The sequence below is a fragment of the Methylobacterium oryzae genome (genome assembly GCF_036441375.1).
Taxonomy (GTDB): Bacteria; Pseudomonadota; Alphaproteobacteria; order Rhizobiales; family Beijerinckiaceae; genus Methylobacterium; species Methylobacterium oryzae_A.
In genome coordinates this window covers 148297-161412 of the sequence record NZ_MLCA01000001.1, presented here as the reverse complement: position 1 = coordinate 161412, position 13116 = coordinate 148297, and the positions used below count along the sequence as shown (strand labels likewise).

The 13116-nt window shown below is 72.8% G+C and carries 9 protein-coding genes; 1 reads left to right on the top strand and 8 read right to left on the bottom strand.

The window, feature by feature from the left end:
• Positions 1-261 precede the first annotated feature (261 nt).
• Entirely contained in the window at positions 262-2799 is a 2538-nt protein-coding gene (locus MOTC310_RS00720; protein WP_419539836.1) for a glycogen/starch/alpha-glucan phosphorylase, read from the top strand.
• An 85-nt stretch (positions 2800-2884) separates the two neighbouring features.
• Here the strand turns inward: MOTC310_RS00720 and MOTC310_RS00715 are convergent, their stop codons facing one another.
• The 8 genes from MOTC310_RS00715 to MOTC310_RS00680 all read right to left on the bottom strand — a co-directional run bounded on the left by MOTC310_RS00715 (position 2885) and on the right by MOTC310_RS00680 (position 13075).
• Positions 2885-3949 (bottom strand): SGNH/GDSL hydrolase family protein, encoded by a 1065-nt coding sequence (locus MOTC310_RS00715; RefSeq protein WP_331294376.1) that lies wholly within the window; start codon positions 3947-3949, stop codon positions 2885-2887.
• 88 nt (positions 3950-4037) lie between these two features.
• Entirely contained in the window at positions 4038-4985 is a 948-nt protein-coding gene (locus tag MOTC310_RS00710; protein WP_331300461.1) for a ferredoxin reductase domain-containing protein, read from the bottom strand.
• Between the two features lie 29 nt (positions 4986-5014).
• Positions 5015-5419, bottom strand: a complete 405-nt coding sequence (locus MOTC310_RS00705; RefSeq protein ID WP_331300460.1) for a hypothetical protein — start codon at positions 5417-5419, stop codon at positions 5015-5017.
• Positions 5420-5561: 142 nt separating this feature from the next.
• Positions 5562-5975: a globin family protein gene (locus tag MOTC310_RS00700; RefSeq protein WP_331300459.1), complete on the bottom strand. Its 414-nt coding sequence runs from the start codon at positions 5973-5975 to the stop codon at positions 5562-5564.
• Between the two features lie 67 nt (positions 5976-6042).
• On the bottom strand, positions 6043-8973 hold the full coding sequence (locus tag MOTC310_RS00695) for an EAL domain-containing protein (protein WP_331294380.1): 2931 nt from the start codon (positions 8971-8973) through the stop codon (positions 6043-6045).
• A 261-nt stretch (positions 8974-9234) separates the two neighbouring features.
• On the bottom strand, positions 9235-10530 hold the full coding sequence (locus MOTC310_RS00690; protein ID WP_331294381.1) for a M16 family metallopeptidase: 1296 nt from the start codon (positions 10528-10530) through the stop codon (positions 9235-9237).
• Between the two features lie 160 nt (positions 10531-10690).
• Positions 10691-12103 (bottom strand): threonine synthase, encoded by a 1413-nt coding sequence (gene thrC / locus MOTC310_RS00685; protein WP_331300458.1) that lies wholly within the window; start codon positions 12101-12103, stop codon positions 10691-10693.
• Between the two features lie 558 nt (positions 12104-12661).
• Entirely contained in the window at positions 12662-13075 is a 414-nt protein-coding gene (locus MOTC310_RS00680; RefSeq protein WP_331294383.1) for a DUF4864 domain-containing protein, read from the bottom strand.
• Between the last annotated feature and the right edge of the window lie 41 nt (positions 13076-13116).

The following is a 13116-nucleotide window of genomic DNA, read 5'->3' as shown; positions in this document are numbered from 1 at the left end:
GCGCGCATGCCCCTCGCGCAGTGCCGCCGCGCGGAGCTGTGTCTGGAATGTCACGCTGCCGGGCCATATCTCCTTCGCCGTGCCCGTGCGCTCCGCCGGAGCGGCGCTGCCACGACTTCGCCGGAAGCCGACCGCAACGTCGGGCGCTTCGGGGCACGGATCGCTCGTCCGTTCATGCGGCGGCAATCCATCAAAAGAGATAATCCGCCCACGATACCCCCGGCGCTAGAATCCGGGGAGACGACTTTGGGGGACCCGCACGTGTTGAACGATGTTCTGACCCGGCCTGTGCCACAAGATGTCTCGCGCGACGAGCGCGCAGCCGAGGCGCCCGCCCCGGCCGCCTGGACCGCCCCGGTGCTGTCCGGCAGCGGCGACGCCGTGGTGGACCTGCGCGAGGCGATCCGCGCCAAGCTCACCTTCGCGCTGGGCCGCACGCCCGAGACCGCCCGCCCGCGCGACTGGTTCGCCGCGACCGCGCTGGCCCTGCGCGAGCGGATCGTGGCCGCGGCGCTGGCCTCGGAGCGGAGCGTGCCGAACAAGCGCGTCTACTACCTATCGCTGGAATTCCTGATCGGCCGGCTGATGTCGGACGCCCTGAACAATCTCGGCCTGACCGAGACGACCCGCAGCGCGCTCCGGGAGCTCGGGATCGATCTCGACGCCGTGCAGGAGGCCGAGCCCGACGCGGCTCTGGGCAATGGCGGCCTCGGGCGGCTCGCCGCCTGCTTCATGGAGAGCATGGCCAGCATCGGCATCCCGGCCATGGGCTACGGCATCCGCTACGACCACGGCCTGTTCCGCCAGTCCTTCGAGGACGGCTGGCAGCGCGAGGCACCGGAGACGTGGCTCGCCGAGGGCAACCCCTGGGAATTCGCCCGGCCCGAGGCGACCTACACGATCGGCTTCGGCGGCACCGTCACGCTGTCCTCGCCGGAGGAGGGGGTAATCCGGCGCCACTGGCAGCCGGCCGAGACCGTGCGGGCGGTGGCCCACGACGTGCCGGTGGTCGGCTGGCGCGGGCGCCACGTCAACGGCCTGCGCCTGTGGAAGGCCGAGGCCGGCGAGCCCATCGACCTCGCCCGCTTCAACGCCGGCGACCATGTCGGCGCGGTCGCCGCGCGGATGCGCGCCGAGGCGATCTCCCGGGTGCTCTACCCGAGCGATTCCTCGGCCGAGGGCCAGGAGCTGCGCCTGCGCCAGGAATACTTCTTCACCGCGGCCTCGATCCAGGATCTCATCGCCCGCCACGTGGCCGAGCGCGGCGACGTCCGGTCCCTGCCGGACCACGCGGCGATCCAGCTCAACGACACGCACCCGGCCATCGCGGTGCCGGAGCTGATGCGCGTCCTGCTCGACGAGCACGGCCTCTCCTGGGAGGATGCGTGGCACGTCACCACGCACACGCTGCACTACACGAACCACACTCTCCTGCCCGAGGCGCTCGAGACCTGGCCGGTGGAGCTGATGGAGCGGCTGCTGCCGCGCCACATGCAGATCATCTACCTGATCAACTGGATGCACCTGGAGGAGCAGGCCAAGCACGGCCGGCAGGGGCCGGCGGATGCCGCCGCCTACCTCGCCTCGATCTCGCTGATCGACGAGTCGCACGGGCGGCGGGTGCGGATGGGGCACCTCGCCTTCCACGGCGCCCGCCGGGTCAACGGCGTCTCGGCCCTGCACACGGACCTGATGCGCTCGACGGTCTTCTCCGACCTGCACGCCCTCGATCCGGACAAGATCGTCAACAAGACCAACGGCATCACCTTCCGCCGCTGGCTCCACAACGCCAATCCCGGCCTCACCCGGCTCGCCGTGGAGACGGTGGGCGCCGGCGTGCTCGACGATCCCGAGCTGCTCCGGGGCCTGGAGGCCCACGCCGAGGATCCGGCCTTCGTGGCGCGCTACGCGGCCGTGCGCCGGGAGCGCAAGGAGGCCCTGGCGGCGCTCATCGCCGAGCGCACCGGCATCGACGTCGATCCGGCCGCGCTGTTCGACGTCCAGGTCAAGCGCATCCACGAGTACAAGCGCCAGCTCCTCAACGTGGTCGAGACGGTCGCGCTCTACCAGGCGATCAAGGCCGAGCCGCACCGGGACTGGACGCCCCGGGTCAAGATCTTCGCCGGCAAGGCGGCGCCGAGCTACGTCCGGGCCAAGCTGATCATCAAGCTCGCCTGCGACGTCGCCAAGGCGGTGAACGACGATCCCGAGGTCGCGGACCGGCTGAAGGTCGTGTTCCTGCCGAACTACTCGGTGAGCCTCGCGGAATCGATCATCCCGGCCGCCGACCTGTCCGAGCAGATCTCCACCGCCGGCATGGAGGCCTCGGGCACCGGCAACATGAAGTTCGCCCTGAACGGCGCGCTCACGGTGGGCACCCTCGACGGCGCCAACATCGAGATCCGCGACCATGTCGGGGCGGAGAACATCTTCATCTTCGGCCTGGAAGCCGACGGCGTCCGCGCCCGGCAGGCCGAGCCGGACTACGCGGCCGAGGCGATCCAGGCCTCGCCGCGGCTGGCGGCGGCGCTCGACATGATCGCCTCCGGGCGGTTCTCGCCGGAGGAGCCGGGCCGGTTCCGGCCGCTCTCCGACGACCTGCGCCGGCGCGACCAGTACCTGCTCACCGCCGATTTCGACGATTACTGGCGGGTGCAGCGCGCCATCGACGCCGCGTGGCGCGACCCGCGCGGCTGGTGGGCCAAGGCGATTCGCAACACCGCCCGCATGGCGTGGTTCTCCTCCGATCGGGCGATGCGCGAATACGCCGAGGAGATCTGGCGGGTCCGGCTCGGCTGAACCGCCCGTCGGACCGACGAACCGCGTGGGCCGGGATCGGGGCGATCGCCGCCCACGCGGCCTGCTCGGCGCCCGGCGCGGGCTCTCAGGCCCCGCGGGCGAGACCGACCCGCAGCCCGATGCGGCGCAGACCGCGCCGCAGCCGGTGAAGCAGGCGCGCGGCGCGCTGGGCGAGGCTCAGCCTGCGCCGGCAGACGACGTGCGACACGCGCCCGATCCGCGGGCCCGGATCCGGCGCGCCCTTGCGCAGGGCGATGTCGGGCCGTTCCGCCGATTGCGCGAGCGTCAGCGCGCGCGCCGCCGGGAGGGTCACGCTGCGGAACATCGAGCGCGTGTAGTAGGAGAATTCGTCGTAGGCGACGAGGGCCTGGGTCCGCCCGGTCGCCGGGTCCTGGACCGTCAGCGTGCCCGCCTGCGGCCCGTAGGTCACGAGGAGCCCGATCACGTCGCGGGGGCGCCCGAGGGGAACGGCGACGCGCGCGCCCTCCGGGATCTCCAGGAAGTCCAGCGGGATGCCGTTGCGGCGCAGGGCGAACCCGCAGGACAGGCCGGGGAGGGCGCGCAGCGGCAGGGCCTCGAACCGGACCGGCAGGTCCCGGAACCGGTCGATATAGGCCCGGCCCGGCGGCGGCGCGCGCAGGAAGCTGTAGACCAGGAGGCCGTAGAGGTCGGCGCCCGCCGGCGTGACGTGGGTCGCGTCCTTCAGGAGATAGGTGATGTCGCCCGCCCCGGCCGCCGCCACCGGCTCCGCGATGTCGAGGTAGGGAATCCCGTAGAGGGCGCGGTACTCCGCCAGCAGGCCGGCGACGGGCTCGGCCGCGTAGTCGACGCCGCCCTGGTGGAGGTTGAGGAAGGCGGCCGGCAGGTTCCGCCGGGCGGTCGCCGCGAGGATGTCGTCGAGATAGGCCCGCATCGTCGCGCCGTCGAAGTAGCGGACGTTGCCGGTGAACAGCTCGAGGAGGACGCGGTCGCAGGGGATCGCGTCCAGGATCTCGTCGATCAGTGCGGCGACGGAGGGCAGGGAATGGCCGCCCCAACCGCTGCGGAGGAACGTGACCGGGCGCCCCTCGGCCTCGGCCAGGGCGTTGGCCCGCTCGACGTAGCCCGGCAGCTCCGTGACGCTGTAGCCGAGGCAGAGGACGCGGACCATCGGGGCTCGGATCGGGCTCAGGATCGGCCCCGTGCGGCCGGCCCGGCGCCGGTAGCAGCCGGGCGCCGCCGCGTCGAGGCGACGGCGGTCAGTCGATCACGATCGGGTAGCAGCGGGCGCCCACCGAGGCGGCGAGCACCTGCACGGCGCCGACGGTCGAGACGTCGCCCGCCACGTGGACCACGTCGGTGGCCCGCAGGCTCGGCAGGTGGGCGCTGAGCGGGCCGGAGCGCACGTCCGGCGGCCGCTGGCGGCCGCGATCGGCGCAGAGCACGATCCGGCCGACGCCGGTGCGGCGCAGCCAGTCCAGGCTCTCGCGCATGTACAGGTCCAGGGCGTCGCGGGCGCCGACGGCGAGGGCCATCTCGCGGGCGGGCTCGACGTAGCGGGCCGCCCGGGCGATCGCCCAGATCGCGCCGAAGCCGGCCCCGGCCGCCACCAGCACGAGGCGGCCGCCCCCGGGGCGGTACTGCCCCCGGCCGACGGGCCCCTTGAGCCGCATCGGCTGGTCGAGGCGGATTCCGTCGAGGGGATCGCCCTCGGGATCGCGGGCGACGTGGAACACCACGTCGTTGATCTCGGTCGTGCCGTCGACCCGCAGGGTCGGGGACAGCGTCCGCGTCGGCAGCCCCGCGAAGGTCACCAGCGCCTGGTGGCCGGGCTCGCCGGTCGGGCGACGGGTCAGGGTCGCCACGATCTCGAGGATGCCGGGACTGAGCCGGCGGATCTCCGTGACCGTGCCCTTGCGGACGGCCACGGGCGGCGGCGGCGCCTCCTCCTGGCCCTGGATCGGGGCGCCGGGGAGGGCGGGCCGCAGGGCCTCGGCCCGGGCCCGGCGGGCCGGGTGGCGACGGCCTGACGGCGCGGCGCTGCCCTGGGCCAAGTTATGGATCAAGCCCTGCCCGGCGAGCAGGTTGCCGGGCTGCGCCTGCAGCGGCGCGATCATGCCTTCGGCCAGCGCCGCCTCCAGCGGCGTGTCGCCGGTCGAGACGCGCACCGACCGACCGTTGACGACGAGTGAGCAGCGCGCCCCCATGGCTCTCCCCCGCATGCCCTGGTGACGGATCAGCGGGCGCGGATCAGGAGCGAGTCGACCAGGGCCGCCCAGCGCTCGCGGGTCGCGCGGACATCGTCGGTCGGCGCCGATTCGGTGAGGAGCTGGCGCTGCGCCCGCAGCGACTCGACCTCCTGCCGCTGGGCCCGAAGTACCGCCTTCATCACCTGCAGCTCGGCCTCGAGGCGGGCGATCTCGTCGGCCTCGTCCTGCGCCTCCGCACCGCCGGAGAACGTGTCGGAGAACGTGTCGGAGAACGTGGCGGCGAAGGGATCGGCGAACGCGTCGACCGGGCGCGGGTCGCGGAGGGGCATCCGGGTCCGGGCCTGCTGCTCCAGCCGGACCGGCCGGGCCATCAGGCGGCGCACGAGGTCGGAGCCGCCTGCCTGCTGGTAACGCCGTGCCGCCTCGGCCATCCGACCATCCCCTTCGCGGGCGCTGAAGGGCCCGTCCATCAACAGGAGCTTGATCGGACATGGTTAAGGCGGACTTAAACCGATCGGCGACTTTCGCCGCTTCGGGGTCCCTCGGGGCCCCGGGGCCGCCCTCACGCCGCCCTCACGCCGCGCCCGCGGCCGCCTGCTTCATCACGCCGGCGACGAGCGCGTAGGTCTCGGCCCAGGCCTCCCGGACCTCCGGGGTGAAGTCCGGACCGAGGCCCTGCTCCAGGGTCCACAGCAGGGCGGCGCCCACCGGCGCGTAATGGGAATCCTGCGCGCCGTAGGCCGCGTGCTTGCGCCCAAGATCCTGGAGCGCCGGCACCACGGTGTCCGGACGGTTCAGGTTGGCCACCGCCAGCCCGAGCATGGCCATCAACTTCTGCTTCTGCTCGGTCATGTCGCCTGGGAAGAGGTCGCGCACCCGCGGGGCGATCTCGAACAGGCGGTCGTAGAACAGGTCGGCCGCCGTCCCGGCGATGGGCCGCACCTTCGCGAAGCTGTCCTGCACGAGCCGGACCTGTTCGGGCGTCATCGCATCACCTGCCAATACGGGGATCGTCGGCCGGCACTGGACCGGATCGGGCCGCCCGGAACTAACCTCAGGCCGCTTCCGGGGCGGCACCGACGATCTGGCGGGCCTGCAGCATGGTCATCGGCTCGCCGAAGGCGGGGCCGAGAGCGTACTCGCAGCCGAGGCCGGCGAGCGCCTGGGCGTCGGCCTCGGACTCGCAGCCCTCCGCCACGATGGCGAGGTTCAGCTCGCTCGCCATCCGCACGATCGAGCGCAGGATCGCGGTCTGCCCGGTGCCGATCTGGCGCACGAAGGTCGCGTCGACCTTGATCGTGTCGAAGGGGAAGCGCTGGAGATAGGAGAGCGCCGAGTAGCCGGTACCGAAATCCGACAGGCACAGGCCGGCGCCGAGGTCGTGAATCCGCGCCAGCATCTGGGCGGCGTATTCCGGGTTCTCCATCACGAGGCTCTCGCTGAATTCCAGCTTGAGCGAGCCGGGCAGGGCCCCGGAGCGGGCCAGCACGGTCTTCACGTCGTGCAGGAGGTCGTGGCGCAGGAGCTGGCGCGAGGACAGGTTGCAGGCCGCGAAGATCGGCGGCTCGACCTCCAGGGAGCGCTGCCACGCCGCGAGTTCCAGGGCGGTGCGCTCCAGGGCGAAGATGCCCAGGTTGACCACGAAGCCGCTCTCCTCGGCGAGCGGCAGGAAGGTCGAGGCGGGGATGCGCCCGAGCTTCGGGTGGTCCCAGCGCAGCACGGTCTCGAACCCCGCCACGGTGCGGTCCTCGAGGCGCACCACCGGCAGGAACAGCACCTTCAGCTCGTTGCGCTCGATCGCCTTGCGCAGGTCGCTCTCCAGCATCAGCCGGTCCGAGCGGTCGGTGCGCATATGGGCGCGGAACACCTCGATCCGGTCGCCGCCGTTGCGCTTGGCCTGGATCATGGCGATCTCGGCGCTCTTGAACACCTCGTCGCGCTTCAGGTTGGCGCCGGCCTCGTAGAGGGCGAGGCCGATCGAGACGGTCAGGAAGATCTCGCGGTCGGCGTAGGTGATCGGCGTGGCGATCGCCCGGCGGATCATCTCGGCGAAGGCCAGGATCCGGTCGGGGTCGCGCTCGGAGAGCAGGATCACCGCGAACTCGTCGCCCGCCACCCGGGCCAGGGTGTCCTGCGGCCGCAGCAGGCGGCCGAGCCGGCGCGAGAGGGTCAGCAGGATCGAGTCGCCCGCCGAGAGGCCGATCGCGTCGTTGATGCCCTTGAACCGGTCGACGTCGAGCACGATCACGGTGGGCTTGAGGCGCTGGTCCTGGCCGGCGAAGGCGAGGGCCGCGTCCAGGCGGTCGCCGAACAATTCGCGGTTCGGCAGGCCGGTCAGGCTGTCGTGCACGGCGTCGTGGAGCAGGCGCTCCTCGGCGGTCTTGATCTCGGTGACGTCCGCGATGGTGCCGACCACCCGGATCACCTCGCCGTCGGCGCCGATCACCGGCCGCGCCTTCAGGCGGTACCAGAAGAACGTGCCGGCCTCCGAGCGCAGGCGGAAATCGTGGACGATGCGCCCGCGCCGCTCCTCGATCACCGTGTCGAGGGCCGCCGAGTAGCGCTCCACGTCGAAGGGGTGGAGCGCGCCGAGCCAGTTGGTCGCCGGCCCCTCCAGGGTGCCGCGGGCGAGGCCGAGCTGGCCCTCGATCTCCGGGCCGACGAAGACCCGATCGGCGGGCACGTCCCAGTCGAACACCACGTCGCCGGCGCCGGTCAGCGCCAGCGCGCGCCGCTCCGTGTCGGACACGAGGGCGTGGCTGAGGCCGCCCCCCGCGAAGGCGTGCTGGAGCACCGTGAAGCCGATCAGCATCACGATCAGCACGAGGCCGCCGATCAGGGCGGGCTGCACGAGGTCGCTGCCGATCTGACCGGTGACCGCGAAGCCCGCGGCCGTGACCCAGACCACCAGCAGCAGCCAGGTCGGCACCAGCAGGATGGCGCGGTCGTAGCCGTTATGGGCGGCGAGGTAGACGATCAGCAGCAGGCCGATGCCGGCCACCGCGGCGATGGAGATCCGCGCCACGCCCGCCGCCACCGGCGGGTCGAACACCGCGAGCCCGACGAGGCCCGCCAGGAAGGCGAGCCAGAAGAACGCCACGTGGCTGTAGCGCACGTGCCAGCGGGCGAGGTTGAGATAGGCGAACAGGAAGACCAGCAGCGTCGCCCCGAGCACCGCCTCCGCGGAGGCCCGGTAGACCCGCTCGGCGAGTTCGGTGACCGGGAAGACCCGCTGCAGGAAGCCGAAATCGATGCAGGCATAGGCGAGCACCGACCACGCGAGCGCGGCGGCGGCCGGGAAGATGATCGCGCCCTTGACCACGAACACGATGGTCAGGAACAGGGCCAGCAAGCCGCTGATCCCGATGATGATCCCCTTGTAGAGGGTCAGGCCGGCGGTCTTGCGGCGGTAGGCGTCCTGGTCCCAGAGGCGGAGCTGGGGGACGTTGGAGCCGCGCAGCTCGGCCACGTAGGTGACGGTGGCGCCGGGATCCAGCGTGATGGTGAACTGGTCGGCCTCCGGGTTCTCGTCCCGCTCGGGCCGGATGCCCTGGCTCGCCGTGATGGCGGCGATGCGCGAGCCGCCGAGATCGGGCCAGATCACCCCGGAATCGACCAGCCGGAAATGCGGGGCGACCAGGATGCGGTCGATCTGCTCGTCGGTGTCGTTGGTGAGCGCGAACACGATCCAGTCGGGCCGGGCGCCGGCGTCGCGCGCCTTCACGACGATGCGCCGGACGATGCCGTCCTTGCCGGGCGCCGTGGAGATCTGGATGAGGTCGCCGTCGGAGCGGTAGCGCTCGATGGCGCTGGTCAGGTCGATCACCGGCGCGTCGAGGGTGACGCGGACCGCCTCCACGGCCTGGGCAGGCGCGCTCGAGGCGAGCGTGAGCGCGAGGGCACCGACGAGACCGCCGACCAGGGTCAGGAGGAGGGCGAGGATGCGCAAGGGTGTCTTGACTTCCGGCCGTGCGAGCTTCGGCATCGGCCGCCCGGGCGGCCTCGATCGATAGGCGCGGGCCCGGCCTGGGGCAAGGTCGCCCCGGGGCCGGTCCACCGCCCGCGGATCGCGCCCCTTTGCGGCCAAATCAAGTTGGGCGGGGCGGGAGATGGCCGTTCCGGGTGTCTCCGTCATCGCGAGCGGAGCGAAGCGACCCAGGGAGACGCTCCGGTCCGAGCGCGCGCTGTTCCGGGTTGCTTCGCTCCGCTCGCAGAGACGGTGGCGCGGCGACCGACCGAAGCCGCCCTACGCCCCCCGGAGCGCGCCCGCGATCCTGTCGAGGGCGGGCAGCTTGCGGATCGGGCCGATCGCCGCCAGCGTCGGCGTGCCCTGCAGAATCGCGGCCGCCGCGGCCCGGACATCCGCCACCGTGACGGCGTCGACCTTGTCGATCACCTCCCCGGCGGGGATCACCCGGCCCCAGGCGAGGATCTGGCGGGCGTTGCGCTCGATGCGCCCGCCGGGCGTCTCCAGGGCCGAGAGCAGCGACACCTTCAGCTGCGCCTTGGCGCGGGCGATCTCGGTGGCGTCGAGGTCGCGGGCCGCCCGGGCGGTGGCCGCCAGCGTCACGTCGACGAGTTCGGGCAGGTCCGCCCCGGCGGTGCCGGCGCCGATGCCGAACAGGCCGCAATCGGAGAACGGCCAGTGGAAGGCCTGGATCTCGTAGGCGAGCCCACGGGTCTCGCGCACCTCCTGCCAGAGCCGCGAGGTCAGGCCTCCGCCCAGCACCTGCGCGAACATGTGCAGCGCGTAGTAGCTTTCGTCCCGGAAAGACAGGCCCGGCAGGCCGATCACCACGTTGGCCTGCTCGAGCTTGCGCGGCATCCGCCGCTCGCCGCCGCTGTAGATTCCCGGCACCGACGCGGGGGCGGATTTGGCGGGCAGGGCGCCGAAATGGCGCTCGGCCGCCGCCACGATCGCCTCGTGGGTGACGGCCCCGGCCCCGGCCACGACGATGCGGTCCGGCGTGTATTCCCGGTCGAGATAGGCGCGGATCCCGGCCTCGTCGAAGCTCCGGATCGTCTCGGGCCGCCCGAGGATCGGCCGGCCGACCGGCTGGTCCGGGAAGGCGGCCTCCGTGAACGCGTCGTAGACCACGTCGTCGGGGGTGTCCTCGACGGCGGCGTATTCCTGCAGGATGACGCCCTTCTCCCGGGCGAGCTCGCCCGCGTCGAACACCGAATCGGTGAGGATGTCGCCGATCACGTCGAGGGCGAGGCCGGCATCCTCGCCGAGCACCCGGGCGGTGTAGCTCGTCCCCTCCGTGGAGGTCGCGGCGTTGATCTCGCCGCCGACATTCTCGATCGCCTCGGCGATCGCCTGCGCCGAGCGCGTCCGCGTGCCCTTGAAGGCCATGTGCTCGATGAGGTGGGACAGGCCGGCCTCGTCGGCGCGCTCGTTGCGCGAGCCGGCGCCGACCCAGACGCCGAGGCTCGCGGTGGCGACGCCCGGCATCGGCTCGGTGACCACCGTGACGCCGTTCTCGAGCCGCGTCGTGCGGAGGGACGGCGAGGCGGCGTGGGTGGAGAAATGCTGGTTCATCGACGGCTCGTCGCGGAGGGGGCCGGATGCGGCGCGGGTCCCCTCTCCCGCACGGGAGAGGGACAGGGTGAGGGGTGCGACCTCTCCGGACAGTTCTCGACCCTCACCCCAACCCTCTCCCGCACGGGAGAGGGCGCGCGTCGCGTGACTCGCGCCACGCTCACGCACCCCTCGTGATGCGGGCGCGCTCGCGGATGAGCGCCTCCAGGGCGGCCTGATCGTTGGCGACCCGGGTCAGGCGCTCGGGCCGGTCCATCAGGTCGGCGAGGTGCGGGGGCAGGGCGGGACGCAGCCCGCCCGTGGCCTTGGCGACCGCGTCCGGGAATTTCGCGGGATGCGCGGTGGCGAGCGCCACCACGGGGGTGGCCGGGTCCTGCTCCAGGAGCCGGCGACCGGCCCGGACGCCGATGGCGCTGTGGGGATCGAGCACCACGCCGGTGGCGGCCTGGGTCAGGGCGATCTCCGCCATGACGTCGGGCTCCGGCACCGCCACGGCGTCGAACTCCGCGCGCACCGTGGCCAGCACCTCCGGGCTCAGCGCGAAGCCGCCGGACTGCTTCAGCCCGGCCATCAGCCGCGACAGGGACGAGGCGTCGCGCCCCAAAGCCTCGAACAGGAGCCGCTCGAAGTTCGACGAGATCTGGATGTCCATCGAGGGCGAGGTGGTGGGGACCACGCCGCGCAGCTCGTAGGCGCCGTGCTCCAGGGTCCGCACCAGGATGTCGTTGGCGTTGGTGCCGATCATCAGCCTGTTGACCGGCAGGCCCATCTGCTTGGCGACCCAGCCCGCCAGCACGTCGCCGAAATTGCCGGTCGGCACCGCGAAGGAGACCGGCCGGTGGGGCGCGCCCAGCGCCACCGCGCTGGTGAAGTAGTACACGGCCTGCGCCGCGACCCGGGCCCAGTTGATCGAGTTGACGCCGGACAGCCGCACCGCGTCGGCGAAATCGGCGTGCTGGAACAGGGCTTTGACCAGATTCTGGCAATCGTCGAACGTGCCGTCGACCGCCAGCGCGTGGACGTTCTGCGCCGGCACCGAGGTCATCTGCCGGCGCTGCACCTCCGAGACCCGCCCGTGCGGGTAGAGGATGAACACGTCGACCCGGTCGAGGCCGCCGAAGGCCTCCACGGCGGCCGAGCCGGTGTCGCCCGAGGTCGCGCCCACGATGGTGGCGCGGGCGCCGCGCTCGGCCAGGACGTGGTCCATGAGCCGCCCGAGCAGCTGCATCGCCACGTCCTTGAAGGCGAGCGTCGGCCCGTGGAAGAGCTCCAGCAGGAACAGGTTGTCGTCGAGCTGGGTCAGCGGGCAGACGGCCGGGTGGCGGAACGTCGCGTAGGCGGCGTCGATCATCCGGTCGAAGTCCGGCCCGGCGATGTCGCCGTCGATCAGCGGGCGCAGCACCCGCTTGGCGGCGTCCGCGTAGGGCCGGCCCGCCAGGGCGGCGATCTCCGAATGGCCGATCTGCGGCCAGGTCTGCGGCACGTAGAGCCCGCCGTCGCGGGCGAGGCCCGCCAGGAGCGCATCCGAGAACGAGAGCGGCGCGGCCTCGCCGCGAGTCGAGACGTGGAGCACAGGGTCCTCCGAGGGAAGGCGCCCCCTCTACACGATGCGGGCGGACCTGTCGAAAGCCGAACGCGCGCGCCGCCGAAGTCGCTGCCGGTCCGGCGCGCGGGCGCGCGGCGTGACACGGATCTCGGGCCGGTCCGCGCCGGGACGGGGCCGGCGGTTTAACCGGGGCTGAACGGGCCGGTTCAGGGCCGGTTGGCCGGCCGCGTCCTAGAGCCGGACCGCCCCGCGGCCCCGGGCCGCCGGGGCGGATCCCGTCTCGGAGAGAGCCGACATGACCCGAATCATCGCCCTCGCGGGCGTCGCGGCGCTGCTGTCCGGCACCGTCGCCCTCGCGCAGACCCCCCCGACGGTCCTCCGCCGCCCCCGCCGCCGTCGCGGGCCGCCCACATCGTGCTGGAGCGCGGCGACGCGCGGGTCGACGTGAAATGCGCCGACGACGACACGACCAAGGCCTGCGCCGACGTCAGCCTGCAGATGCTCGACCGGCTCGCCGCCTTCCGGCCCTGAGCCGGGCCTCCGCGCCCGCCGCACCGGCGGCGGGCGCCCCTCAGGCGCGCATCCTCAGGCCCGCGTGCCTGGCGCCCTGGTCAGGCGGCATCCGGTGATCCGCCACTGCCCGTCCGCGTCGCGGGCGAGGCTGTACTCGGCGGTCCAGTCGACGCCGTACTCGTCCTGGATCGCCACCGACTGGACCACGCCCGCCGCGTCCGTGTCGTGCGCCTCGCCGAACACGAAGCTGCGGTGGCGGTAGACCGGACGGTACTGGTTGCGGACCATGCCGATGAACAGGTCGGCATTCGGGAACAGGTCCCGGATCCCCGGCGCGGCCTGCTCGTAGGCGGTCTGCGCGTCGTCGCGGCCCAGGGCCTGCTCCTGCTTGGCGATCACCGCCCGGGCCGCCGCGCGCCCCGCCTCGTCGGCCGCCGCCGGCCCCGCGAGGCCGAGGACGAGGAGCAGGACGGGCCACGCGCGCATCGCTGTCACTCCGGCAGGGTCCCGCAGGATCGGACCGAGAT

Bases quoted from the DNA above. Each gene is read 5' to 3' on its own strand.
- MOTC310_RS00700 (WP_331300459.1), bottom strand. From the start codon at position 5,975: ATGACGCCCGAACAGGTCCGGCTCGTGCAGGACAGCTTCGCGAAGGTG.
- MOTC310_RS00680 (WP_331294383.1), bottom strand. From the start codon at position 13,075: ATGCGCGCGTGGCCCGTCCTGCTCCTCGTCCTCGGCCTCGCGGGGCCG.
- MOTC310_RS00690 (WP_331294381.1), bottom strand. From the start codon at position 10,530: ATGAACCAGCATTTCTCCACCCACGCCGCCTCGCCGTCCCTCCGCACG.
- MOTC310_RS00715 (WP_331294376.1), bottom strand. From the start codon at position 3,949: ATGGTCCGCGTCCTCTGCCTCGGCTACAGCGTCACGGAGCTGCCGGGC.
- MOTC310_RS00695 (WP_331294380.1), bottom strand. From the start codon at position 8,973: ATGCCGAAGCTCGCACGGCCGGAAGTCAAGACACCCTTGCGCATCCTC.
- MOTC310_RS00710 (WP_331300461.1), bottom strand. From the start codon at position 4,985: ATGGGGGCGCGCTGCTCACTCGTCGTCAACGGTCGGTCGGTGCGCGTC.
- MOTC310_RS00705 (WP_331300460.1), bottom strand. From the start codon at position 5,419: ATGGCCGAGGCGGCACGGCGTTACCAGCAGGCAGGCGGCTCCGACCTC.